This window comes from Fimbriimonadaceae bacterium (genome assembly GCA_023957775.1).
Taxonomy (GTDB): domain Bacteria; phylum Armatimonadota; class Fimbriimonadia; order Fimbriimonadales; family Fimbriimonadaceae; genus JAMLGR01.
Genome location: JAMLGR010000003.1, coordinates 210,864 through 236,285, shown reverse-complemented (window position 1 = coordinate 236,285; position 25,422 = coordinate 210,864). Strand labels below are relative to the sequence as shown.

Annotated in this window: 20 protein-coding genes and 1 tRNA gene; all 21 read left to right on the top strand. The window is 66.5% G+C overall.

The window, feature by feature from the left end:
- Nucleotides 1-11: 11 nt before the first annotated feature.
- The 21 genes from M9921_04170 (at nucleotide 12) to M9921_04070 (ending at nucleotide 25,421) form a co-directional block, all read left to right on the top strand.
- Nucleotides 12-260 (top strand): AbrB/MazE/SpoVT family DNA-binding domain-containing protein, encoded by a 249-nt coding sequence (locus M9921_04170; GenBank protein ID MCO5296031.1) that lies wholly within the window; start codon nucleotides 12-14, stop codon nucleotides 258-260.
- Between the two features lie 17 nt (nucleotides 261-277).
- A complete protein-coding gene (locus M9921_04165; protein MCO5296030.1) occupies nucleotides 278-1,570 on the top strand; it encodes a TolC family protein in 1,293 nt (430 codons plus the stop codon).
- Nucleotides 1,560-2,999 (top strand): efflux RND transporter periplasmic adaptor subunit, encoded by a 1,440-nt coding sequence (locus tag M9921_04160; protein MCO5296029.1) that lies wholly within the window; start codon nucleotides 1,560-1,562, stop codon nucleotides 2,997-2,999. Before M9921_04165 ends, M9921_04160 begins: the two co-directional genes overlap by 11 nt.
- A complete protein-coding gene (locus M9921_04155; protein MCO5296028.1) occupies nucleotides 3,000-6,581 on the top strand; it encodes an efflux RND transporter permease subunit in 3,582 nt (1,193 codons plus the stop codon). It abuts the gene before it with no gap.
- Nucleotides 6,582-6,642: 61 nt separating this feature from the next.
- Entirely contained in the window at nucleotides 6,643-8,562 is a 1,920-nt protein-coding gene (locus M9921_04150; GenBank protein ID MCO5296027.1) for a heavy metal translocating P-type ATPase, read from the top strand.
- 173 nt (nucleotides 8,563-8,735) lie between these two features.
- A complete protein-coding gene (locus M9921_04145; protein ID MCO5296026.1) occupies nucleotides 8,736-9,377 on the top strand; it encodes a hypothetical protein in 642 nt (213 codons plus the stop codon).
- A gap of 20 nt (nucleotides 9,378-9,397) precedes the next feature.
- Nucleotides 9,398-11,740: an endonuclease MutS2 gene (locus tag M9921_04140; GenBank protein MCO5296025.1), complete on the top strand. Its 2,343-nt coding sequence runs from the start codon at nucleotides 9,398-9,400 to the stop codon at nucleotides 11,738-11,740.
- Nucleotides 11,737-12,141: a cytidine deaminase gene (gene cdd, locus M9921_04135; protein ID MCO5296024.1), complete on the top strand. Its 405-nt coding sequence runs from the start codon at nucleotides 11,737-11,739 to the stop codon at nucleotides 12,139-12,141. The genes M9921_04140 and cdd overlap by 4 nt, the downstream gene beginning before the upstream one ends.
- A gap of 31 nt (nucleotides 12,142-12,172) precedes the next feature.
- Nucleotides 12,173-12,673, top strand: a complete 501-nt coding sequence (locus M9921_04130) for a hypothetical protein (protein MCO5296023.1) — start codon at nucleotides 12,173-12,175, stop codon at nucleotides 12,671-12,673.
- A 316-nt stretch (nucleotides 12,674-12,989) separates the two neighbouring features.
- Entirely contained in the window at nucleotides 12,990-14,255 is a 1,266-nt protein-coding gene (locus M9921_04125; GenBank protein ID MCO5296022.1) for an adenylate/guanylate cyclase domain-containing protein, read from the top strand.
- 23 nt (nucleotides 14,256-14,278) lie between these two features.
- Nucleotides 14,279-15,436: a CofH family radical SAM protein gene (locus tag M9921_04120; protein ID MCO5296021.1), complete on the top strand. Its 1,158-nt coding sequence runs from the start codon at nucleotides 14,279-14,281 to the stop codon at nucleotides 15,434-15,436.
- Between the two features lie 18 nt (nucleotides 15,437-15,454).
- Entirely contained in the window at nucleotides 15,455-16,033 is a 579-nt protein-coding gene (locus M9921_04115; protein MCO5296020.1) for a DUF192 domain-containing protein, read from the top strand.
- 113 nt (nucleotides 16,034-16,146) lie between these two features.
- Nucleotides 16,147-16,710 carry a sigma-70 family RNA polymerase sigma factor gene (locus tag M9921_04110; GenBank protein ID MCO5296019.1) on the top strand — a complete coding sequence of 188 codons (564 nt, stop codon included), beginning with the start codon at nucleotides 16,147-16,149 and terminating at the stop codon, nucleotides 16,708-16,710.
- Complete coding sequence (locus M9921_04105; protein MCO5296018.1) at nucleotides 16,707-17,438, top strand: zf-HC2 domain-containing protein; 732 nt, start codon at nucleotides 16,707-16,709, stop codon at nucleotides 17,436-17,438. Before M9921_04110 ends, M9921_04105 begins: the two co-directional genes overlap by 4 nt.
- 24 nt (nucleotides 17,439-17,462) lie before the next feature.
- Nucleotides 17,463-17,538 (top strand) — tRNA-Trp (locus M9921_04100).
- A 68-nt stretch (nucleotides 17,539-17,606) separates the two neighbouring features.
- Nucleotides 17,607-18,452 carry an ABC transporter substrate-binding protein gene (locus tag M9921_04095; protein MCO5296017.1) on the top strand — a complete coding sequence of 282 codons (846 nt, stop codon included), beginning with the start codon at nucleotides 17,607-17,609 and terminating at the stop codon, nucleotides 18,450-18,452.
- Nucleotides 18,453-18,463: 11 nt separating this feature from the next.
- Nucleotides 18,464-19,306, top strand: coding sequence for an S-methyl-5'-thioadenosine phosphorylase (locus tag M9921_04090; GenBank protein MCO5296016.1), 843 nt, complete (start codon nucleotides 18,464-18,466; stop codon nucleotides 19,304-19,306).
- A gap of 29 nt (nucleotides 19,307-19,335) precedes the next feature.
- Nucleotides 19,336-22,458: a HEAT repeat domain-containing protein gene (locus tag M9921_04085; GenBank protein ID MCO5296015.1), complete on the top strand. Its 3,123-nt coding sequence runs from the start codon at nucleotides 19,336-19,338 to the stop codon at nucleotides 22,456-22,458.
- On the top strand, nucleotides 22,455-22,925 hold the full coding sequence (gene rpiB / locus M9921_04080) for a ribose 5-phosphate isomerase B (GenBank protein MCO5296014.1): 471 nt from the start codon (nucleotides 22,455-22,457) through the stop codon (nucleotides 22,923-22,925). The genes M9921_04085 and rpiB overlap by 4 nt, the downstream gene beginning before the upstream one ends.
- A gap of 13 nt (nucleotides 22,926-22,938) precedes the next feature.
- Nucleotides 22,939-24,180: a S41 family peptidase gene (locus M9921_04075; protein MCO5296013.1), complete on the top strand. Its 1,242-nt coding sequence runs from the start codon at nucleotides 22,939-22,941 to the stop codon at nucleotides 24,178-24,180.
- Nucleotides 24,177-25,421 (top strand): S41 family peptidase, encoded by a 1,245-nt coding sequence (locus tag M9921_04070; GenBank protein ID MCO5296012.1) that lies wholly within the window; start codon nucleotides 24,177-24,179, stop codon nucleotides 25,419-25,421. The genes M9921_04075 and M9921_04070 overlap by 4 nt, the downstream gene beginning before the upstream one ends.
- Nucleotide 25,422 lies beyond the last annotated feature (1 nt).

Genomic DNA, 25,422 nt, shown 5'->3' with positions numbered 1-25,422 from the left:
GAATTTGCGGCATGCGATGTGACAGCGCCTTTTTCGGGTCCGTCACCGTCGGCGAGCGCGGCCAGATCGTGATTCCGTCCGAAGCTCGGGCGGAGTTGGGATTTCAGCCGGGCGACAAGCTGTTGGTGATGCGCCACCCGGCCCACCACGGATTGATGCTCTTCAAGTTCGAGGCGGCTCGGGAGTTCATCGAGGAGTTTTCGGCGGGACTCGAGCGCCTCAACAGCGCCGACCCAGAACCCAGCTCGGAGGATGTTTGATGTTTGCGTCATGGAGTTTGGTTATCGCGACCCTCTTTCAGGGTGCGCCCACGCTGACCTTGTCCGAGGCGATCGACCTCGGCGTGCAGAACGCGTTCTCGGTCCGGTTGGCCGAAACCGCCGTCGAGAAGACGCGGAACCAGCTTTCGGCGGCCAAGGGTTCGCTCGGCCCCAGCGTCGCCGTGAACGGAACGTACACGCGGTTTGACAAGGCGACGGTCGCCCAGTTCGGCTCGCAGTCCGTGGTCGTCTCGCCCATCGATTCGAAGCAGGCGAGCCTGAGCCTGAACTGGCAGGTCGACATCGCGGGGAACACGGGACGCGCGATCAAGGCCGCAAAGAACCTCACCGACGCGTCGGAGGCGCAGCGCGACGCCCAGGTCAACGACGTCAAGGAGCGCGTCCGCCAGGCGTACTACGGGGTGCTCCAATCGATCGAGCTCCTGGACGTCGTGCGCCAAACGCGCGACGCGAACAAGGCCCGGCTTGCCAACGCGCAAGTCCAGTTCGAGGCGGGAACCGTGGCGCGTGTGGATGTCCTGCGCTTCGACACGCAGCTCGCGCAGTCCGAATCGGACGTGCTCGCCGCGGAGAATCAGGTGCGGTTGGCCAAACAGGCGCTCAACAATGTCCTGGGCCGCCCGATCGAAACGCCCTTCGACCCCGAGCCGGTGACCGTGCTTCCCAAAGCGGACGCCGCCGCGGACAGCTACGTCGCCGAGGCCCTTGCCTCGCGCCCGGAAATCGTCGCCCAGAGGAACACGCTCGATGCCCTGCGGTTTGTCCGCGAGGCGGAGCAGCGTGGACTCAGCCCCTCGCTCAACCTCTCAGCCGTGCACAACCGCAACATCGACGCGCAAGGGTTCAGCTCGCGCTCGTCCAGCACGACGGGGACGGCGGTCATCTCGTGGCCGATCTTCGACTCGGGCATCACACGGAGCCGCGTGCACGCTGCGCAGCGCGACGAGGAGTCGGCGTCGCTCCAGCTCGAGCAGCTCAAGCTCGGCATCTCGCTGGAGGTTCGCCAAGCCCTCAGCAATCTGCGCGATGCGGAAGCCCGACAGGTGGTCGCCGCCAAGCAGGCCACTCTCGCGGAGGAGTCTTACCGCCTCGCGCAGGTGCGGTACGACGCAGGGGAGGGCATCCAACTGGAAGTGACGGACGCCTTGACCGAACTCACGCGCGCCCGAGCGGGCGTCGTGAACGCACGGTACGACACGTTGAACGCTTACGCCGCGCTGCAGCGGGCCGTAGCCAGCGATGCCCCCCAAGGGGGGGCGAAGGAACAGGGGGAATCCATTGGATCTTAGATTGGGGGTTGTGGCGTGCGCGGTGTTCGCGCTCGCCGCTTCGGGTTGCGTGAACCGCGAAGCACAGGCGCAAGCCAAGCAGACGAAGGAGTTGTTGGAGGACACGACGCGACCCGTCGACACGGTCGAAGTTGCCCGTCGCGACGTGGCGCAGTCGATCGAGATCACGGGCACGATCGCGACCAGCGAGGATGTGACCATCGGGGCGCAGCAGCCCGGCCGACTCACCGCGGTCTACGTGCGCGACGGCGACTCGGTGCGCGTGGGCCAGTTGCTCGCCTCTCAGGACACGAGCGATCTTGCGGCGCGCGTCCGACAGGCGCAGGCGCAGGTCGACGCGGCCAGATCGTCGCTCGACCAGGCCGCCACCAACGCGCGGGTCGGTCCCACGCGCTCCTCGGCGGGGGTGCAGAGCGCACAAGCCCAGCTTCGGCAGGCACAGGCCCAGCTCGACAAGCTGCGCAACGGCGCACGCCCGGAGGAGATCGCCCAGGCTCAGGCAAGCGTGGACGCCGCCCGTTCGAACGTGGACACGGCCAAGAAATCGCTCGATCGGATGCGACAGTTGTTCGAAGCGGGAGCCGTCAGCCGACAAAGCCTCGATGCCGCCGAGAACCAGTATCAGACCGCGCAATCCCAGTACGAGTCTGCGGAACAGGGACTCCAACTCATCAAGCAGATGGCGCGCACGGAGGACATCGCGGCCGCCCGTGAACAGGTTCGGCAAGCCGAGCAGGCCGTCCGTTCCGCTCGCGCCCAACAGCAGCTCGACCCCGTTCTGGACCAGCAAGTTCAGGGCGCGCGTGCGAACTTGGACGCGGCGATGGCGGCGCTCCAGCTTCAACGCCAGGCGCTGGAGGACCTGCAGATTCGAAGCCCGTTCGCAGGACGCGTATCCGGCAAGCCCGTCCAACCGGGCACCTACCTCGCCCCCGGGACGCCGGTGTTGCGACTCGTGGGAGTCTCGGGCGTGTATTTCGAGGGCGATGTGCCAGAGGGGGACGTGGCCCAGGTCGCAACGGGACAAACCGTTCGGGTCCGCATCGATGCGCTCGATCGCACGCTGACGGGGCGCGTCGCGGCGATCAACCCGCAAGGGGACGTGGTGGGACGGCTGTTCAAGGTCCGCGTCGCGCTCGAAGGGGATACCGCGGAGATCAGGCCCGGCATGTTCGCCCGAGGGACGCTCGATGTGCGCTCGGCAAAGCAGGCGGCGGTGGTCCCCGCGGTCGCCCTCGTTCGCGAAGGCACGCAATCGTACGTTTTCGTCGTGCGCGACGGGGTGGCCAAGAAAACGGCCGTGGTGCCGGGCATACGGGACGGCGACCTCATCCAAGTCAACGGCATCGACGAAGGCGACGTGGTGGTCGTGCGCGGACAGAACCTGCTTGGGGACGGCACCAAGGTGCTTGTGGAGAACAAGGCTTAGATGGGGCTTACACGTCTGGCCATCACCCGGCCCATCTTCATCTTCATGCTGATGGTCGGCGCGATCCTCATGGGCACGCTGTCGTACCGCAGCATGCGCGTCGAGCTGAATCCGGACGTCCAGTACGGAGTCATCACGGTGACGACCGCCTACCCCGGCGCCGGGCCGGACGAGATCAACACGCTGGTTTCGAAGCACGTCGAAGAGGCCGTCTCCGGCATCAGCGGGCTCCGCGAAGTGACCAGCACCTCGCAGGAGGGCATCTCCACCGTCGTCGCCCAGTTTGAAGTGGGCACGGACATGGACGAAGCGCTCAACGAAGCGCGCTCGAAGGTGGACAGGGTGGTTGGGGACCTGCCCGACGCGGCCACCAAGCCCACCATCACGAAGTTGGACTCGTCGAGCGATCCCGTGCTCACGATGGTCCTGCGAAGCGAGAAGCTGAACAACCAGCAGTTGCGGGATCTGGCGGACGACAAACTCAAGGACCGGTTTGCCCGGATCGCCGGCGTGTCCGCTGTCTCCGTCTCCGGTGGCGACGTTCGCGAGATTCAGGTGCAGGTCAAGCGGGACAAGCTCCTGACCTACGGACTCGGCATCGTGGACGTGCAGCGGGCGCTCCTGGGCGCGAGCCTCAACGTACCCAGCGGACGCGTGGTGACGGGGAACCAGGAGTTCAGCGTCCGCGTCCTCGGCGAGTTCAAGACCGTCGACGATGTGCGCGACAGCGTGCTCCAGATTCGGGACCCCAAGACGCAGTTCGGCAAAGCGCGCCTCGTGCGCCTTTCCGAAATCGCCGAGGTCACCGATGCCACCCAGGAGCGGCGGTCGTACAGCCGGCTCAACGGGTCCGATGCGGTTGTGATGACCGTCCAGAAGGCCAAAGAGGGCAGCGCCATCCAGATCGCCAGGGCGGCGGAGGATGTCCGGAAGGGGCTGGAAACCGAGTACGGGTTGGAGATCATCACGACGTTCAACCAGGCCACTCAGATCCAAGAGTCCCTGAGCGACCTCAACTTCGCGCTCTTCTTCGGCATTGCCCTGGTCACGCTGATCGTCTTCGTCTTCCTCCACAACCTGCGCGGCACGATCATCGTCGGCATCGCCATTCCCGTTTCGATCTTTGCGACGTTCATCGTGCTCGACCTGCTCGGGTTCACGATCAACAACATGTCGATGCTCGCCTTGTCGCTTGCGATCGGCGTGTTGGTGGACGACGCGATCGTGGTGCTTGAGAACATCTACCGCCACCTGCGGATGGGGGAAGATCCGCGCGATGCGGCGATCAACGGCCGAAGCGAGATCGGGTTGGCGGCGATCGCCATCACGATGGCGGACGTCGTCATCTTCATCCCGATCGCGTTCATGGGCGGCGTCGTGGGCCAGTTCTTCCGGCCCTTGGGCATCGCGTTCGCGGTGGCGACCCTGTTTTCGCTGTTCGTCTCGTTCACCGTGACTCCCATGTTGGCGTCGCGTTGGTACCGCAAGGGCGAGGACATGGAGCACCCCACCGGGGCGTTCGCCCGCTGGTTCGAACGTCGGTTCAGCGCGTTGGAGCACTTCTATCGCCGTTCGCTGGAGTGGGCTCTTCGCCACCGGTGGTTCGTGTTCATCTCGGGCTTCGTCGTGCTGATCTCCGTCTTCATCGCGATCGCCGGCAGCTTCGCCCCCAGCGCCCAGGGCGCGATGCAAACGGGCATAGGCCCGCTGATGGCTGCGGTGTTGCTCGGGATCGCGGTGTTTGGGTTGCAGTACTGGGGGAACGCGTTGACGGCACCGACCCGCCGATGGGTGTGGCTGGCGGGAACCGTGGGATTGGCGGTTCTCTTCTTCGCCCTTCCGCAGATGGCGGCGATGGCGCCCCCGGTCAAGGTGTTGCTGGCCCTCGTCGCGTACTGGCCCGTCTCGGGTGTGTTCGCGCTCGTGGCCAACCTGGCCGCTCCCAAGGCTCAATCGCGCCGGATCTTGCAGGGACTCGGGTTCGGGTTGGTGTTTCCCGTCGCTGCGCTGGCTGGATTCGCGTACGGGCAGTGGAAGAACGAGGCGGCGTTCAAGTTCCAGTTCTTCCCGGCCTCCGACGGCGGCCGCGTGGCGATCTCGGCGCAGTTGGCTCCGGGCGCCAGCCTCGACGAAACCCTTCGGGTCGTCGAGCGCATCGAAGGCGTCGCGTCGAAACATCCCGACGTCAAGTACGTACGCTCCACCGTGGGTTCGCGCGGCGGCGGCGGCTGGTCCGGGCCGGGAAGCCTGGGCTCGAACTACGGCCAGGTGGACGTGACGCTGAACGACCGGGCGGCCCTGCTCGATCGGCTGATGTTCTGGAAGGAGCACGAGGGGAGTCTGAGGACGCGCTCCGACACATCGATCGTCGCGGACCTTCAGCAGGAGATCGGGCGCATTCCGGGCGCCGAGCTGACGATCAGCGCGTCCGGCGGGGTGGGCTTCGGAGCACCGATCCAGATGTCGTTCGGCTCGGAGGATCGGGAGCAGTTGCTGCGCACCGTTTCTGCAATCCGTCTGAAGCTGGACCAGGGGGCGATCGAGGGTGTGATCAGTCCCGACATCTCCTCGAAGCCCGGCAAGCCCGAGGTGCGCGCGGTGCCCAACACGGACCGGCTGGCCGATGCGGGCCTCTCGACCGCGGACGTGGCGAACAGCATGCGCATGCTTTACGAGGGGAACGATGACGCGAAGTTCCGCTCGGACGGCAAGGAGTACGACATCCGTGTGATGATGGACATCGGCGACCGCAACGACCTCTCGCAGGTCGGCGAGGTGCCCGTGTCGTTCGTCCAGGGCAATCCCATCTTCCTAAGCCAGGTCGCCGACCTCGAGCGGGGAACCGGCGTGGACAAGATCGAGCGGCGCAACCGGGAAGAGGAGGTTCGCCTGACGGCGGAACTGCTGCCCGGCTACGCCGCGGGCTCCGTTCAGACGCAGATCGACAACTGGCTCAAGAACGAGAATCTCGTTCCGCCGAACGTGCGCATCAAGCCCCTCGGCCAGGCCGAAGTGCAGGCCCGAGAGAGCATCTTCCTGTTCGGCGCCCTTGCGATCGGACTGGTGCTGGTGTACATGCTGCTGGCCTCGCTGTACGACAATCTGCTCTACCCGTTCATCATCCAGCTCGCCCAACCGCAGGCCATGGTGGGCGCCATCCTCGCGCTGGTGCTGACCGACAAGGCCCTCAACATCGTCGGCTTCGTGGGCATCATCACCCTGGTGGGACTGGTGGGCAAGAACGCCATTCTGCTGGTGGACTACACGAACACGTTGCGTGGGCGTGGGAAGGACCGGCACGACGCGCTCGTCGAGGCGGGCCCGACCCGGTTGCGCCCGATCCTGATGACCACGTTGGCGCTGATCCTCGGCATGTTGCCCGTCGCCCTGGCGATCGGCCGCGGTTCCGAGTTCCGCGAAACGATCGGCATCACGATCATCGGAGGCATCCTGCTGTCTACAGTGCTGACGCTCCTGGTGATCCCATGCTCGTACACGATCTTCGATGACCTCGCCCTCAAATTGTCGAAGGGTCGACACCGCAACGAGGCCGAACCCGAACCCGAAGGAGCCCCGGCGTAGGCCTCGTGCCGGTGTTTCCTTCGACGCTGGAGCGGGTCTGGAATCGGGGACAATAGGAAAGATGCGCTGGCTTCGCGACCCCGAAGTGCTGCTGACGGTTCTTTGCGGACTGTTCACGGGGCTCAGTTTCTTCCACCTGCATCCCGCCATCGCGTATCTCGGGGTGGCCTTCGGTTCGCCCTTCGCCGTGCGAGCGTCGTTGGAGTCCGTTCGGAATCGCGAGCTCGACGTGAACGTGCTGATGGTGCTGGCGGCGATCGGCGCGGTTGTTGTGGGCCATCCTGAAGACGCCGCGGGACTCCTGTTCCTGTTCAGTCTTTCCAGCACCCTCGAGCACTTCGCCATGGCGAAGACGAAATCGGCGATCGAGGGGCTGATCCAACTTCGACCCGCCGAGGCGATCCGTGTGGGGCCTGAAGGCGACGAGCGGGTTCCGGTCGAGGCTCTCCGGATCGGCGAACGCGTGCGCGTCGCCGCCTTTGATCAGATTCCCGTGGACGGAGAAGTGGTCGAGGGAAACGGCGCGGTGGACCAGAGCGCGATGACGGGCGAGTCCGTACCGGTCGAGAAGGGCGTTGGAGATGCTCTGCTGGCGGGCACGCAAAACCTCGATCGCGCCCTGGTGCTCGAAGTGACGGCGGAGGTCGGTGACACGACGCTGGACAAGATCGTGGCCCTGGTCGAGGACGCGCAGGAGAACAAGGCGAGCGGGGAGCGGATCAGCGCCTGGTTCGGGCAGCGGTACACGTTCTTCGTGGTCGGGGCGTTCGTGGTGGCGTTCGCGATCCGCATGGGCCAGGGAGTGGAGACCCCTGAGGCGCTGTACCGCGCGCTGATTCTCCTCGTGGCGCTCAGCCCTTGCGCCGTCGTGATCTCCACGCCGGCGACCACGCTGAGCGCGTTGGCGTGGGCCGCGCGCCATGGAATGCTGGTTCGCGGGGGACGCTTTATCGAATCGATGGGCGAAGTGCGCACCGCGGCGCTCGACAAAACGGGAACACTGACGGCCGGCAAACCCACGCTGGCCGAAATCTGCGTGTGCACGACGGCGGAGCGTGTGGGGTCGGGAGGCGGCGCGTGTTTGGACAACGACGCGTGCTGGATGCCCGGCCGCCCCCTTTCCGAGGAGGCGCGGTTCATTCTAAGGGTCGCGGCCGCCGCAGAGCAGTACGCCGCGCACCCCTTTGCCGAGGCGATCGTCGAAGCGGCGCGAAGCCAAGACCTCGACGTGCCCGAGGCCCAAGAGCAGCGAACGCACCCCGGCATGGGTGTGACCGCCCGGGTGGACGGCTTGGAGGTGCGCGTGGGGCAGAGGCGGTTCTTCGAGGAGGAGTCGGTCCGCCTTCCCTCGGATTTCGCGCCGCACGTCGAGGAGATCGAGGCCAAGGGCATGACCGTCGCGGTGGTGCAGTACGGGGACCGGTACGCCGCCCTTGGGTTGCAGGACGCCCCGCGGCCGAACGCGGCGGCCTTCGTGCAGTCGTTGCGCGATCTGGGATTCGGCCGGGTGGCGATGCTGACGGGCGACACGCCGAACACCGCGGCGGCCATCGCCAAGGACGTGGGAGTGGACGAGGTCTACGCGGGTTTGCTTCCCGACGACAAGACGCGGCTGGTCGATCAGTGGGTGAGCGCGGGCGAAACCGTGTTGATGGTCGGGGACGGCGTGAACGACGCGCCCGCGTTGGCCCGCGCGAACGTGGGACTCGCGATGGGGGGATTGGGCAGCGACATCGCCCTCAACGCCGCGGACGTGGTGTTGATGCAGGACCGCCTCGAGCGCATCCCCGAGCTGGTGCGCCTCGGGCGGAAGACCAACCGCGTGATCCGCGCGAACCTCGTGTTTGCGACGCTCGTGATCGGGACGCTGGCCGTCTCGTCGATGTTCTTCCGCCTGCCCCTGCCTCTCGCCGTGGTGGGTCACGAGGGGTCGACGGTGCTCGTGATCCTCAACGGCCTCCGCCTGTTGCGAGGCGCGTAAGCCCTGGGTGCTGGGTGCTGGGTGCTGGGTGCTGGGTGCCACGCCCGCTTGACGGGCGTGCGGAGGCTCTCAGCTCCTTGAACCCATGCTCGACCAGCGGGAATGGCAACCAATGCGCTTTGAAGGCGCTTGGCCTCTTGCGATGGCGTCTTCGAAGGCGTAGGATGCTCACTATGAGAACGGCGCTTCTGCTTCTGCTCGCTTTGGCCGGTGTCGGTTGTGGATCCACGGACTCCACGGAGGCCTCCGGGCCTCCCGTCGTCAAGCACGACGCCCCCGACCTTCCGGAGGCGTGGCAGGAGGTCAGCGTGGCGGGCGTTCGCCTCGGGCTCCCCCAAGGATTTGCGGTGGTCGATCTCACACGGGCCGATCTGGACGAGGCGTTCAAGGAGTTCTCGATTCCCGGGGAGGCCGGCGCCGCCATGGTTCGGCAGACCAAGGAGATGGCGAAGCAGGGTCTGATCAAGTTCGTCGCCTTTGGTGAAGAGGTGGACGGGTTTCGAGAGAACGTGAACCTCAACGTGATCCCGGCGGTCGGCGCTACTTTGGAGAAGGTTCGGGACGAGGGCGTTCAGGCGATGGCGTCCGTCACCAAGAACCTCAAGAGTCAAGTGCTTTCCGATCCGGCTCGCGTCGAGATTTCAGGGGATATGACCGCCCAGGGACCTGCGGGGCCATTCACCTACCGGATCCACGCGCAGCAGTTTCTGCACAACGGCAAGCTCTACACGATCACCTTCAGCTTTCCGCCCTCGCGCGAGAGCGTCAATCTCGAGATGGCCAACCAGGTGTTGAAGGTCGTGCGCTTCGACTGACGCGCGTCTACACTAGAGGTATGAGCCATGCGCTGGACGTCCTTGAGTTCGACGCCGTGCGCGCCCAACTCGTCGAGGAGTGCGACACACCCATGGGCGCGGGCGCAGCGGCCGAACTCGAGCCGGCCTTCGATGCCGAGTCGGTGTGGCCCGCCCTGGCCCTCACGCACTCGGCGTGGCTGTTGCTGGAAAGCGGTTCGCCTCCGTCGTTGGGGGGCGCGCGGGACGTACGGCAGCCCGTGCGCAAGGCCGCCAAGGGCGCCGTTCTGGGCGGCGCCGAGTTGTACGAGACCGCGGCGTCCTTGGCCGCGATGCGCGCATTCCGCGAGTTCCTGCATGCCCGCCGGGAAGCCGCCGCCGGACTCTGGGCGATCGGCGAGGCCCTTCACGAGAACCGTGCGCTCGAGCATCGGCTGCTCGAGAGCGTGGATGGAAGCGGGGAGGTGTTGGACAGCGCGAGCACGGCGCTCGCCGCGGCGCGCCGCCGCAAGCACGCGGCTGCGGCTCGAGTGCAGGAGCGCATCCAGAAGTATGTGAGCGGGAAGAGCCGCGAACTCCTTTCCGACCCGATCGTCACGATGCGCGACGGGCGCTACGTCGTGCCGCTGAAGGCCGAGAACCGCGGCAAGATCAAGGGGCTGGTCCACGACACGAGCGGGAGCGGCCAAACCCTCTTCGTCGAACCCGACGACGTGCTCCAGCTCGGCAATGCGGTGCGCGAAGCCGAGGCCGCGGAGCGCGAAGAGGTTCTGCGCGTCCTGACCGAGCTTTCGGAAGCCGTGGGCGGGGAGGCGATCGCGATCGCGGACGGCCTCACGGCCGCAGGGGAGCTGGACCTCGTGTTTGCCAAGGCGCGGCTCGGGTCGAAGTCTGGGGGCGTGGTGCCGGAGCGTCGGCAGGGCCACGGCATCGAGGTGCACGACGGCCGTCACCCCCTTCTGCCCCGCGACCAGGCCGTGCCGCTCTCGGTGGCGGTCGGCTTCGACCACGACGCCGTGTTGATCACCGGACCCAACACGGGCGGCAAGACCGTGGCCATCAAGACGGTGGGGCTCTTCGTGCTGATGGCGCAGGCGGGCTTGATGCCTCCCGCGCGGCGCGTGGTGCTCGCTCCGTTCACCCAGGTGTGGGCCGACATCGGGGACGAGCAGAGTCTGCAGCAGTCCCTCTCCACGTTCAGCGGGCACGTGAAGAACATCGCCGAGGCGCTTCGGGGGATCGAAGAGGGCGCGCTCGTGCTGTTCGATGAGATCGGGGCCGGCACGGACCCCGCCGAAGGGGCCGCGCTCGCCAAGGCCGTCCTGGGCGCGCTCCAGGCCCGTGGCGCGCGCATCCTCGCCAGCACGCATTACGGCGAACTCAAGGCGTTCGCGTACAACACGGAGGGTTTCGCCAACGCGGCGATGGAGTTCGACGCCAAGTCGCTCCGACCCACGTACCGGCTCCTCATGGGTGCGCCCGGCGCGAGCCACGCCCTGAAGATCGCCGAGCGATGCGGCATGCCCGCAGAAGTCGTCGAAGACGCCCGTTCGATGCTGGGAGACGCCGCGATGGAAGTGTCGCGGATGATGGAGCAGCTCGAGTCCGCGCAAAAGCAGGCGCGGGTCGCGCAGAGCGAGGCGGACCGGCGCGTCTCGGAGATCAAGAAGCGCGAGGCGGAGGCCGATCGCAAGTTGGGCGAGGCTCAAGAGGTGCGGCGCAAGGCGCACGAGCGCGCGACGGCCGAGATCGAGGAGACCCTTCGCCAGATTCGGCTCGAAGCCGCGGAGCTGTTCGACGAACTGAAGCGCTCCGGTGCCGCCCCCGCCGCGATCAGCAAGGCGCGGAAGGATCTGGAGGCGCTGCAGGAGGTCGGCCAAGAGGTCGTGCGCGGCCTTCAGCCCGAGCGCGCGCCGGCGGACCGCGGGACGGTCCCGGCCTTGAAGAGAGGGGACTCGGTTCGGGTCGAGGGGTATCCCCAGATCGGGTCGTTGCTCGAGGACCCCAGGGAGGGACAGGCCAAGGTGCAGATCGGCTCCCTCAAGCTGAACGTCCACGTCGATCGCTTGCGCGCCGCCGAACCGGCGAAGGCGCCACCCCGCTCACGGGGGACGGTGCGGGCCGAGCGGGCGCAGTTCGCCCCGACGGAGATTCACCTGAGGGCGATGCGGGCGGAGGATGCGGAGCGCGAACTCCAGAAGTTCCTCGACGACGCGGTGTTGGCAGGGGTTCACCAGGTGCGCATCGTGCACGGGAAGGGGGAAGGGGTCCTACGCACGCTGTGCCGCGAGATTCTGAGGAAGTATCCTCACGTGGCGCGTTACCGCGACGGCGAGCCGACCGAGGGGGGGCACGGCGTCACGATCGCGGTTTTGGAAGGATGAAGACCGACGCACTGATCGAAGCGGCCCAGACGGCCCGGCTCCACGCCTACGCTCCCTACAGCGGCTACCTGGTTGGGGCCGCTCTGGAGGACGCGCAGGGCCGGATCTGGTCCGCGTGCAACGTTGAAAACGTCTCCTTCGGGTTGAGCGTGTGCGCCGAGCGGGCGGCCATCGCCCGCATGGTGGCCGAGGGCGGCCGGGAGATCCGCGCCCTGGCCGTGGCGACCGTCGACGGGGGCACGCCGTGCGGCATGTGCCTGCAGTCCATCGCCGAGTTTGCGACGGACCCGGAGGCACTTCTTGTGGTGACCGTCGATGGGAGTGGGGCGTCGAGGCAGTATTCTCTCAAGGAGCTCATGCCGCACGGGTTCGCCTCGAGCGCGGTGCGAACAAACGGCTAGGTTGGAGCGGTCCAAGAGTTCAGGTGATCAATTGAAATTCGGTGCGTCTCTCGCGTCTTTCGTGTTTTTGGGCCTCCTCATCGGGTGCGGTGGGGGTGGCGGCGGCGGCGGTGGCGGCGGGTCGACCGGTTCGTGTTCTCCGCCTCCGGCATCCGGAATCCCGGGCTTGGCGACGGTGACGGGTCGAGTCGTCGTTGAATCCACGGGTCTGGGTATCGGATCGGTGCAGGTCCTGTTCTTCAACGCGGTCGGGACGCAGGTGGCAACGATCACCACGGACACCTGCGGTTACTTCGTGGCGCGCGTTCCGAGCAATTCCGTGCGGTTCCACCTCAACCCGTCGTCCCTGAGTTCGGCGGCTTACTACAGGCAGTACACCTACGGGGGGCTGCGCTACTCGGCGCTGATCGGCACGTGCACCGCGCCGCTGCCTGCGCTGACCGACGGAGCGGTAACGCCGCTTCCCAGCGGCAACATCTTCGTTCCAGCGACCACCGGCCCGCCTCCACCCCCACCCAACGGCTGCACCTAGGCAAGGCCCCCTGGGAGTGCGCGCGCTTGCTCGTCGCCGATCACGTGTGGGAGTGCGCGAGCTTGCTCGCCGCCTTCCAGGCCGGCGCTTGGTGCCGGCAGAGTCCCTGGGAGTGCGCGAGCTTGCTCGTCGCCTTGCCCCCGAGTGGCTCGCCGCGAGGACGGGGAGCCGAACAAGTTCGGCGAATTCAGGGCGACGCGCAAGCGCGCGCACTCCCACACGTGCTCGGCGACGCGTAAGCGCGCGCGGTCGTATGGGACCCTTTGCGGGTGCCCTTGCGGCTGCGCGAGTACAATGGGTTCGGATTGGTGAGAGATTGGAGATCGGCCTGAAGCAACCGTCAGGAGAGCTTAACGACGATTCCGTGCAGCAGATGCTCGAGCTTGCCGAGCGCTTGCGCGAGTCGCACGGGGGCGAACTCGACGATTCGGCGATCCAAGCGGTGGCCGAGGCGACGGGGACGCCGATCGACTACGTGCGCCTGGCCATCCGCGCGTTCCCCGAACGGCGCAAGCAATCGCTTCTGCACCGCATCCGAACGCTGTTCCTCACGCTCGAACCCGACGTGCGCCGCTATGTGGCGGCCGCCACGATTTCGGCCAACGTCGGGCTCCTCGAAGTGCTCAAGACGGGGACGGGCGACCCGACCGGTTTCTTGGGAATCCTGCAGCTCATCGGACTCTCCTTCGCGCTGTGGAACGTGAGCGTGAGCCGCGACGCGCGCACGGCGGCCATCGCCGGCGCCACCAGCGGCGGCGTCTACTTCGCCGGCAAGTCCCTGTTTGCCTTCATCGGCATCGCGTTCGGGCTGAAGGTCTTTGGCGGCAAGGAGGCGATGCTCCTGCTGCCGTGGACCCTCGGCGGCGCGATCGCATCTGTCGTTTTGCATAACTTTGTTTCGCGATTCCACTCCAAATTGGGCATCAAGGATCCCGTTCAAGAGCGCCAGGAGCTGCTGCGCCAGCTCGTCGAGCTGCAGACAAAACTTCGTTCGGGAGAGCAGATGCTCGCTTTTCTGAGTGCCGACATCGTGGGGTCGACGAAGATGAAGGAGCATGCAGACCCGCTCAGCGTGGAGTTCACGTTCAACGAGTACCACCAGTTCGTCGAGATGATCGCGCGCCGCTACGGCGGCCGCGTGCACTCCACGGCCGGGGACGGTATCACGTGCGCGTTCGACCACCCGCAGCAGGCGTTTGGCGCCGGGCGGACGATCCAGGCCGGACTGGTGGAGCTCAACACGTTCCGCAACAAAATCGGGATTCCGATCCAGCTCCGCGTGGGGGTGCACGCCGGCGAGGTCAACGCACCTTCGCGCGACGACATCAAGTCGGTGAACTTCGCGCACGTCATCGACATCGCCGCGCATCTGCAGAAGGTATGCCCGATCGGCGGCGTCGCCGTGAGCGAGCCCGCCGCGAAGATGATTCCGGGAGGTCCTGCAGCCGTGGGCTCCGAGAGCGTGGAGGCCAGCGGCGTGCGCGCCCTCGTTTGGCTTCCGCGTCAGGCGTCGCGCTCGCTGGAAGCGCCTTCCGAGGGGCCGCCCGCACCGCCGTCCGCCGCCGGCGACTCCCCGTCGTAGGGGCCACAGGTAGAATCATCGCGATGGCCATCGCTCCCGAACGCGTTGTGGGATCGGAACTGATCGACCTTTACGAGAAGGTCGAGAACGGCGAACGACTGACGTTCGAGGACGGCATGCGCCTGGCGACGACCCCGAACCTCACGGCGGTGGGCTACCTCGCCAATCTCGTGCGCGAACGACTCCACGGCCCGAAGACCTACTACGTGCGGAACCAGCACATCAACTACACGAACATCTGCAACAAGTTCTGCAAGTTCTGCTCGTTCTACGCGAAGAAGGGCGGCCCCGAGCCTTACGAAATGAGCCTCGAGGAGGTCCAGCGGCGCCTCGACTGGCACAAGGACATTCCGATCACCGAGATCCACATGGTCGGCGGCATCAACCCCCGACTCCCCTACCAGTACTACATGGACCTCGTGCGGATCGTGAAGAACTCCCGCCCCGAGGTCCACGTGAAGGCGTTCACCGCCGTGGAGATCGTGGAGATCGCCCGGGTGGGCAAGTGCTCGATCGAGCAGGCGCTGGCCGACCTCATTGAGGCGGGCCTGGACTCGCTACCCGGAGGTGGGATCGAGATCCTGGCAGATCGCGTGCACGCGGAGCTTTTCGGAAAGAAGTTGAACGGGGAAGAGTGGAAAGAGGTCGCGCGCGCGGCCTCGAAGCTCGGGCTGAAGCAGTACGCGACGATGCTGTACGGTCACATCGAGACCGCGGAGGAGCGGGTGGACCACCTCGTCCAATTGCGCGAACTGCAGGACGAGACCCGGCACTTCCTCACGATGACGCCGCTTTCGTTCCATCCAGAAGGCACGGAGCTTGAGCATATCGAGCACCCCACGGCCGACGACGACCTTCGCGCCATCGCGCTTTGCCGGTTGATGCTCGACAACTTCGAGCACATCAAGTCGTTCTGGATCATGAACACCGTTCCGGTGACGCAGGCCGCGCTTTGGTACGGCGCGGACGACGCCGACGGACTGGTGCACGAGTACGAGATCACGTACAAGGACGGCGAGTGGGGCAACAAGGCGCAATCCTTGACGCACGCGAACATGGTGCGTATGATCGAAGAGGCGGGTCGGGTGCCCGTCGAGCGCGACTCGCTGTACCGCGAGATCGTCCGCGACGAACCAGTGCCGAAACCTTCCAAGACGCCGTTGCCGATGGCCGGCGCCTAGACTGCAGGAGAATTCACGATGGATCGATGGCTTGAGATTTGGTTGAAGGGGATTGCCCTCGGGGTGTTGGTGGCGGGAGCCGTCGGGTGCTCGGGCGGCGATGGTGCGGAGCAGCTCGAAGGCGCCGGTCTCAGCGCGTCTCGGCCTGATGCCTGGAAGCCGCAGAAGCCCAAACCCCAGCCGGGAGACGACGCGCGCCGCACGAAGCAGATTCGGGAGTACACCCCCACCACGATCCAACTCGGAAACGGAGAGTTTCCCGTGGTCGTGGCCGATGCGGAGGAGAAGCGCAACGACGGCTTGGCGTACGTCGAGGCCAAAGATTTCAAAGACCGTGGGATGCTGTTCATGATGCCCGCCGGGAATCCGGAGCTCGCCGTGAGGCATCTGCAGTTCGATGTCGACGTGGTGCTGATCAGCGGTCAGCGAAGCGTGCAGGGAATCGGCTCCTTGTCCGCTCCGGGAGGGACGGTCGGCGCCGGCAGCGGCGCCCGTTACATCCTGTTGGCGCCCAAGGGAACGGTGTCCAAGTTCAAGGTCGCGCGGGGCCAGTCCGTCGGCATGCAGGGCGGCACGACGGCCGTTTCGGGCGTCTGATCAAAAGGCGCGACGTCTGATTCGTTGCCGGGTTTTGCGTCCCGGCCGCGGGTTGGGAACCTTCGGCCTGCCGGGGTTGTTCGAACAGTCCGAGAGGTACACTCGCGCCGATCATGCCCCTCGGCAGACGCAGTCAGCGCGACGCTTTTGAAAGGCAGGCGGAGCGGGTGTTTCCCTCGGTTTTTGGAACCGCGCTGCGTCTTACCCGCTCGCGTGAAGAGGCCGAGGATCTCTCCCAAGAAGCGATCGTTCGCGCTTACGAGGCGTTCGAGCGTTTCGACGGGAACAACTTCAAAGCGTGGATCTTGCGGATTGTCACCAACTTGTACATCAACAAGTACAGGCGAAGGCAACGAGGGCCGCAGTTCGGATCGCTGGACGACGAAGGAGCGGCGGAACCGACCGCGCCCGAGGACGCCACGCCGGATCGCGTGATGTTCGACGAGCTCGTGGGCGGCGAAGTCGAGGAAGCCCTGGGCAAGGTGCCCGAAGATTTTAGAATGGCAGTGATTTTAAGCGACATCGAAGGAATGAGCTACCAGGAAATCGCCGACGTGCTGGACGTCCCGATCGGGACCGTGCGTTCGCGGTTGGCCCGGGGCCGAGCGATGTTGCGGAGATCGCTCGAAGAGTACGCGGAGCGCGAAGGATTCCTTCGCCACGGAACGAATCCATGATTGACAAGACAGAGATCCACGCCTTGGCCGACGGAGAGCTTTCTCCGGGCGACGCCGCGCGCGTCGAGGCCCAGGTGAACCAGTGTGCCGAGAGCCTGGCCGAGTACAAAGCCGTGCTGGCGTTGAAGGGGGCGACCCGTCGGCTGGCGGACTCGGTGACGTGCGAAGAGACGTGGCGCAAGTGCCAGGGCCGCCTCGGCGAGATCGATCGCACGCGGCGCGTCGAGTCCTTCGTGGGCCGATGGGCGTGGGGTTTCTGTTCGGTGTTCCTTGTCTTGATCCTCGGCGCGGGGCTGTTGAACCGCGCTCCCGGCAATCCGCTGCACTCTTCGGACGTCGCGCGCATGATGTCCAATCTCGGACCGTCCTCTTCCAACACCCCCGCCGCGCCCGAGCAGATGCGCAACTGGCTCCGCGGGTTCGCCCCCGGCACGATTCAGCTCGATCGTGTGAGCGTCGTGGCCGCCGCCGAAGGCGTGATCGACAACCGGCACGTCGCCCGGCTGACCTTGAAGGACGCCCAGGGCTACGCCAACCTCGTGATCATTCCCGAGGTGAACGAGATCGCCGATCTGCAGGCCAATGGGGCTCCCGAAGGCTACTGTTACGGCCGCGTCGGCAAGATGCCGTGTGTGGCGTGGACCGAGTCCGGGTTCGCCTTCATCGTGTTGGCCGACCGATCGCCGCAGGACCTCCTGGGAATCGCCCAGGGCATCCGGGTCCACTAGCGGAGGTAAAATGTCTCCCGCGATAGGGGTATAGCTCAGTTGGTAGAGCGGCGGTCTCCAAAACCGCAGGTCGCGGGTTCGAATCCTGTTGCCCCTGCCAGTCCTCCCCGAATCCTACTTGAGGAGGGGCCGTGGCACTCCCGCTTCCGCGTGCGCCAGAATGGTTCCATGCGGTTTCTTCGCTCCGTTGCGCTCGTGCTCCTGGCCTGTCTGCTCTTCGGTTGTCCTGCCGAGGATCAGGGGAAGGTCTATGGCAAGCGGTTTATCGCTCCCAAGAACATCGCCAGCCTGAGCCCGGGGACCACCGAAATCCTGGCGCGGTGGGGACCCTTCTCCTTCCTCAAGGGGCGCACGTCGAGCTGCAACTGGCCGTCGTTCATCAACAACGTGCCCGTCGTCCTTTCCAGCACCTCGCCCGACTACGAGTCGCTGGTCGCCAAGAAGTTCGACCTGGTCGTCTACGATCCCCACCTGTTCAGCGAAGCCGAAATCCAGAAGATCAAGGAGCTGGGTATCCCCACGTACGAGTGGGACCCGAAAACCGTCGCCCAAATGATCGAGGACCTGTACAAACTCGGCGCCGCGACGGGTTCCGAAACCAAAACGAGCCAGTATGCCGACAAGATCTACAACGCGGAGCAGCTCGCGAAAGCCCAGATGCCCGATCCGGCCCCCACCGTCGCGCTGATCCTGCCGAGCTCGGGCTCCGAGCACATGATCGCGGGGAAGAACTCGTTCCAAGCCGACGAGCTGAAGGCCTCCGGCGGCGACGTGGTCGGCCCGGACGCCGATCGCTTCGTGCCGCTCGACGCCGAAGCGCTCCTGGGCTGGGACCCGCAGGTTCTCATCGTTGCGGGCGACGCCGAAGTCCTTCTCAAGGACCCCCGCCTCCAATCGCTCGCCGCAGTGAAATCCGGGCGGGTCTATCCCATCAATCCCGACGCCGCGCTCAGACGGGGCGGACGCGTCGACCAGTTCATCCTCGCCGTGTCGGGACTGCTGCGAACCAAGTAACCTAGGCGCCGATGGCACTAGCAGAGATCGGCGTATTTGGAGGTTCGGGCTTCTACAGCCTGCTCGAGGATGTTCGCGAGGTCAAGGTCGACACGCCCTACGGCCCGCCGAGCGATTCGGTGATGCTTGCGAAGGTTTCAGGGCGCGACGTCGCGTTCCTGCCCCGGCACGGACGGAACCACACCCTGCCTCCCCACAAAATCAACTACCGCGCCAACGTGTGGGCGATGCGCAGCCTTGGCGTGCAGGCCGTCATCAGCCCGTGCGCCGCCGGCTCCCTTCAAGCGGACGTGAATCCCGGCGACTTCGTGGTCTGCGACCAGTTCGTGGATCGTACGCGCGCCCGGATCGACACGTTCTACGATGGCCCGATCGTCACGCACGTTTCGCCTGCCGACACGTACGATCCCGTCCTTAGGCGTCTTGCGGTCGAGACGATTCGCGCGCACGGCATTCCTTGCCACGACGGCGGCACAGTCGTGGTGATCCAAGGTCCGCGGTTCTCCACCAAGGCCGAGAGCAAGTGGTTCACGGAAGCCGGGTGGCAGGTCATCAACATGACGCAGTACCCCGAGGCCTACCTCTGCCGCGAGTTGGGCATGGCGGTGGTGAACATCTCGCTCATCACCGACTACGATAGCGGCGTGGTCGCCAATGCCGAAGCCGTGACCGCCCACAGCGTTCTCGAAGTGTTCGAAAAGAACGCCGAGCGGATCAAGAAGGTGGTCCTGGACATGGTGGGCAAGATGCCGACCGATCTCGCCGCATTGGGGGCCCGCGAGGCCCTCGTCCACAGCCGAGGCGATGGCCACGCGGCGTCGAAGGACGACATCCGGCTCTACGAGGTGCCCTGATCGGCTTCGCCGCCCTCGCCGCTTGGGTCTTGGCATCTGCGTGGGTCCAAACCCCCGCTCCCCAGGTGGAGGTCGACGGGTGGTCGTACCCGCTGAGCCCACAAGGGGCCCTTCTAGGCAAATCCTTCGGCGGAGGCGCTTGGGACGAGGTCGCCTCGCTTCACCGTGCGGCCGAAGAGCGGCTCAAGACCGCGCCGACGTGGCGCGTGAAGGTCGTCATCCTCTCGCGCGCGGACATCGTCGAACGCGGCGCCGACGGCGTGGCCCGGCTGCGTCGCGGCGTGCTGCGGGTGGACGACCTGGAGCGTGTGCAAGCCGAGATCGCCCGGTTCGCGGTCGTCGCCGAGGCGCGGGCGGGTGGCGCGATGCAGCTCGCCTTCGACGTCGAGGTCGATGACGCCCCCGCCTCGGTCGAGAGCACGGACGATCCGTACGGACGGGCGTTCCTGGATTCCACGCTTGCGCCGCTCCTCAACGGGGCGGTGTTCGATCCCAGCGATCCCAAATATCGAGGGCCCTACGACTCCGCGTTCCTTCTTCACCCGGCCCTCGTCCGAACAGGGGTGAACGATGTGATTTTGGGGACGTCCGCGTCCTCGATTCCGGTGCAGGCGTACTCCCAGCCCGGGCAACTCGCCCTTGCGATGGCCGACGCCTGGGCCACGCACCTCGCCCGGCGCGTGAGGGACCTCGGGTTTCCGCTCACCATCGATCAACCCGCTCCATCGGCCTTCGACACCTCGGGCGAACCCACGGCGGTGAGGCGCCCCGATGCGTTCATGGCGCCCGACCTGTGGCGGGTCGCCTGCGAGCGATTCGCTCCGACCCCGGCTTATCAGGCCCACGCAACGCGCGACCTGCCCGCGCACACGCCGTGGAGCGTCGCCCGCGAGAACCCCTACCGTCTGCCGCGGCTCGACGACGAGACATTGGCGGCATTGGCGGGGGCCCCGATGGCGATCGCAGCCGACGGCGACCGCATCGCCTTCGCGGCGACGGGACAGGCGGCCGCCACCTTCGACCCGTCCTCGGGAGCCACCGCACTCCTCTCCCTTGCCGACAAGCGGCTGCTGTTCGTCGATTGGGCGCAGGCCGATCTGTTTGGGTCGCACCTCGACCCGCGGTTGAAACCGCAGGTGGAGGGCTGGCTGGAGAAGGGGGATCGCCTGTTCGTCGTGTTTTCGCTGGCCCCTGGCCCGTCTGAGCCGGAGATCAACCTCCTGAGGCTCGAAGGGCTCTCGGTGCAAGCGACCCCCGTTCCTCGGGGGACGCCGCCCCAGTTGGAACTGCCGCCGGGCGGTCGAACGGCCTCGGGACCCGGGGACCTGGTTCGGATCGTCGCCGCCGACGGCAAGCAACGGTGGGCGGCCCATCCCTGGATCGATCCTGTCCGGGTGGATCTGCCCTCCTCGCTTTTGCTTGCGGGCGAGTCGGTATCCGTCGTCGCCCAGGCAAGCGCGAGTTCCAGTCCGGTGCAGGTGCGTTGGGAGGTGCCCCCAGGGTGGCAGGCGCCGGCGGACGGCGTGCTGAAGGAGGGCCAAAACGCCTGGGCCTTCACGGTGCCGCGGGGCGCGTTGGATCAGGAGGTTCGTTGCACCTTCTCGCAGGCGTCCAGCGGCTGGACCCGCGTGGCCACGATCCGTGTCGAACGCCTCGCGACGCCGTTGGGCCTCGAGCTTGTGTGGGGCCCCGGCACGGTCCCAGCGGTTTCGGGTGGCTTCTCGGTCGCTCCCACCGCGGAAGGCGAGGGAGTGCTGGTCACCGAGGCTCCCGGGTCGCGCGCGGGGCGGGTGCTCTTGCTGCGACGCCAGGGATCGCGGCCCGTCTTGAACGTGGCGACGCACCCCTTTCTGGAGCTGACGCTCGACGGGTCCAAGGCCGAGCCCCTGGACCTCGTGGTTCGGGAGGTCGGGGGGCGCGTCACGCGCGTGCGGCTCTTCGATGTCCCCGGCGCCCTTGGCGCTGAACCGCCCACGTGGAGTGTCCCGACGATCGGACCCGGAGCGGCAACCCTCGATCTGCGCGCAGCGGGGGTTTCCGGAGCCGTCGAGGAGGTTCGCATCGAGACTCCCGAGGCGGCCGGGCTCTACGAGCGCCCGCTCGGCGCGTCCTCGTTCGTGCTCAAGCGGGTGAGGGTGCTCAGTGCTCCCGAAGGTGCGGTGGTCCCGATCGGGAAGGGCACGCCCCTGGTCGCCGACCCGGCGGGGACCTTGTGGCAACGCGCCGCGGCCGCCGCGCGCACCCCCAACGCGGCCCTGCTCGGGGATGCCCGAGACTTGGTGGCGCTCAACGCGGCGTCGGCTGCGCGACGAGCCAAGTTTCCGGATCTCGTTCCCGAGTTGGGGGCCCTCGTCCGCAGCCTCGAGAAGAACGTGGTCCATGAGGCGATCGAAGCGCTCGCCTTTCAGGACACGCCCGCGGCATGGGCGCTCGTCACCGGCGCGCTCGATGCGGGTCCAAGCGACGAGGCGCGGGAGTCTGCCGCCCGAGTGCTTGGCCGGGAAGGGCGCATCGTGGCCGCCGCGCCGCTGACGTCGATGATCATCGCACTCTCCTGGCGGGCGCGGGCCACCGGGGCGGAAGCCCTAGCCTCGCTGCCTGGGTCGGAACCTGCGCAACTCGCTTTGGTGTTCCTTCAAGATGTGCACCCCGCCGTTCGCCTCGCCGTCGTCCGCCACGCGAAAATGGACGTGGATCCGGTCGCGCGTCGGATCCAATTCGAGTCGGTGAACGACCCAAGCGACCAGGTCCGATATGAAAGCTATCTCGCCTTGATCCGCAGCACGCTGCCTGGGATGGCGGACGAGGGCTACCGCGGAGTTCGCGACGACAGCCCGGCCGTGCGAATCGCCCTCCTCGAGGCCTTCCGGTTGCTGTCGGCGAAGGAAGCGCGCGGCGCCCTTCGCCTCGCGGTGGTCGACACGGACCCTCGCGTCAGGGCAGCCGCGCTTAGCGCCTTCGCCACTGCACCGGGCGATGTCGCGCTCGACGAGCTGGGCGGCGTATTGGAAGAGAAGGACGCCCGAATCCAGGCGGCGCTCGTCGAACTGGCGGTGGCCAAGAAGCTCGCGTTGCCGCCCAAGACCTTGGAAGCGCTTGCCTCGAGTACGGACCCTTCGGTCGCGCGGTGGGCGCGGGAGAGACAGCCATGAAGATCGTCTTTGGATCCGACCATGCGGGCTTCGCTCTTCGAGAGGGCGTGCGCGCCCATGCGGCGGCGCTCGGGCACGAGACGTGGTGGGTGGGGGCCGCCGACGAGACGCCGTACGACTACCCGGATGCCGCGGACCTCGTGGCCGAGGCGATTCTCGACGGGCGAGCCGATCTGGGTGTGCTCGTGTGTGGAACCGGGATCGGCATCTCGATCCGGGCCAATCGGCACCCCGGCATTCGGGCGGCGAACTGTTGCACCCCGCAGATGGCCGAGATGGCCCGAAGGCACAACCACGCGAACGTGCTGTGTCTGGGCGGGCGTCTGACATCTCTAGAGGATGGAAATCTCATCTTCGACGAATTCCTGAGAACCGGAGAGGATCGCGAGGAGCGCCACGCGCGCCGTGTGGAAAAACTGGATGGGGAGCTGCCCGAGGCGGCTCAGGAGCGGAGCGGTATTGGGTGATGTAAAGAAGAGTGTGTGGACGGCCGTCGCCGTCGCGACCGGGGCGTTGTTGCTCGCGGGCGGAAATGCGGCGCGCGACCACGTCGACGTGGGCAACTCACGTCTTCGCACGGCATCCGGTCTGCCCCTGGAAGGACTGGTTGCCTCGAAGGACCAAGGGCCGGACGTTCCCGAAGGCGCCTTCTTCCGAGAGATGGTGGAGCTGCTCAAGCGCGAGTACGTGGACCCCATCTCCGACGAGTCCAAATTGGCCGAAGGGGCCGTGCGCGGCATGGTGCAGAGCCTCGAGGACCCCGAGTGCCTCTTCTACGATACGGACGCGTTCCTCGTCCGCCGCGCCGAGCTGCGAGGCGACTACCAGGGCATCGGCGTCGATTTCATGCTCCTCGGAGATCCCGCCTTGGACGCGACGGATGGGGAGGACACGGGTCTGGGACACTTCCGGGTTCCGCGCCTCGTGGCCGCGGCGGTGGTCCCCGGCGGGCCCGCCGACAAGGCCGGCGTCAAGCCGGGCGACTGGGTGTCCATCCTCGACGGCCATTGGCTGGTGAACACGCAGGAGATCGGCGAGTATCGCGAGGCGCAGAAGCGGTTCGCGGACGGCAAGATGCCCAAAGAGGCCTTCGACGCCCTGCGCAAGGAGATTCAGACCAAGTCGGAGAAGAACCTGATGCCCATGAAGGCCCTCGAGAGGCTCACGCAGGGCGTCGCAGGGTCGCTTGAGATCGAGTGGAAGCGCGGAAACGAGGTGCGGAAGACGACCTTGACGCGTGCCCGATCGCATGTGGACCCGGTTTCGGAGAAGAACGGCACCCTTTCGCTCCGCTTCCTGCCGGACGCCGACAAGGCGCTGCAGGAAGCCATTGCCGGAAAGAGGGAGGTCACGCTCGATCTCCGCGGTCAGGTCTCGGGCGACTTCGAGACGATGCGCCGATGCCTTGCGGTGTTGGCCAAGAAGGGCGGCTACGGGGTGCTCGTGCAGGCCGACGGCTCGTTGGTCCAACCGCTGACGGTCCAGAACGGCAACGCCCAACCTCCGTCCCTGAGGCTCCTTGTGGACCACACGACTCGCGATGAGGCCGAGATCTTCGCCCTCGCGCTCGCGGCCTTCGGCAACGCCAAGCTCGTGGGCGAGAAGACGGCCGGTCTGCCCCATGCGATCGAGACGCTCGACATGGCGGGAGGTGGCGGTTACTCGCTGGTGACCGGCGAGTACAGGCGCGAAGCGGCCCGGACGGACGAGGTGAAGTCGTGAAGTTCGCCAAGATCGTAGGAATTCCGCTCGCGTTCCTCGCCTGTTTCGCCTTCGGTTTCACCTGGCGCGACTTGCAGAAGGGGGCGCCTCCCTCGACCGATGCGCTGCGCGTACTCTTGGGCGCGTCCAGGGTAAGCAAGGAAGAGGTCTCGGCCACCCAGACGTTCCGCGCCGCCTACCAGCGGATTTCGACGGACTACTACAAGGGCGTGGACGGCAAGAAGCTGAAGTACGCCGGCATCGAGGGGCTCATGGGCGCGCTCGGCGACCCGCACACCGTCTTCATGGAGCCGGCCCAGGCCAAGGAGTTCCAGGTCGAGACGCAGGCGAACTTCGTCGGCATCGGTGCCCGGCTCTCCCCCGATCCCATGGGCGCGCGTGTGGCCTCCGTCTTTGAGGATGGCCCTGCGAACCGAGCGGGTTTGCGCGTGGGGGACTCGATTTCCGGCGTCGACGGCGAGTCCGTGGTCGGGAAGACCGTGGAGTTTATCGTTTCGAAGATTCGAGGCAAGGAGGGCACGCCGGTGCGCCTCCAGATCGTCCGCCCCGGCGCGCCCAAGCCTTTGGAGCTTTCCATCCGGCGGTCGCAGGTCATCACGCCGACGGTGGAAGGGAAGCTGCTTCCGGGATCGATCGGCTACGTGGCCGTCGCGAGTTTCTCGGAGCCCACCAACGCCCAGTTCTCCAAGGAGTTGGGGAAGCTCGGGCCCGGCCTCAAGGGCTTGATCATCGACGTGCGGAACAACCCGGGCGGGCTCTTGGAGACCGCCGTCGAGATGCTTTCGCGATATGCGGACGACAAGGTTGTGGTGAAGATGCGCATGCGGGACGGGCGCGAGGAGGTGGCCAAGACCTACTACGGGCAGCGCAAACCGCTGGGCTATCCGGTGATCGTGCTCGTGAACGAGGAGTCGGCCAGCGCGGCCGAGATCTTCGCGGGCGCCCTGCGCGACTACAAGCTCGCGACCCTGGTGGGCGAGCACACGTACGGCAAGGCTTCGGTGCAGAACGTCTACGCCCTCGTGGACGGCTCGAACGCCAAGATCACGATCGCCCGCTACTTCCTTCCGAGCGGCCAGGACATCAGCCGCCGCGTCGACGAGGACGGTCAGTACGTGTCCGGCGGACTGCAGCCCGATTACAAGGTGGAGCTGGATCTCACGACGCAGGTCGTGTTCGGCGACCCCGACAAGGACCCGCAACTGAAGAAGGCCATCGAGATCATCCAGTCGAAGGAGTAGG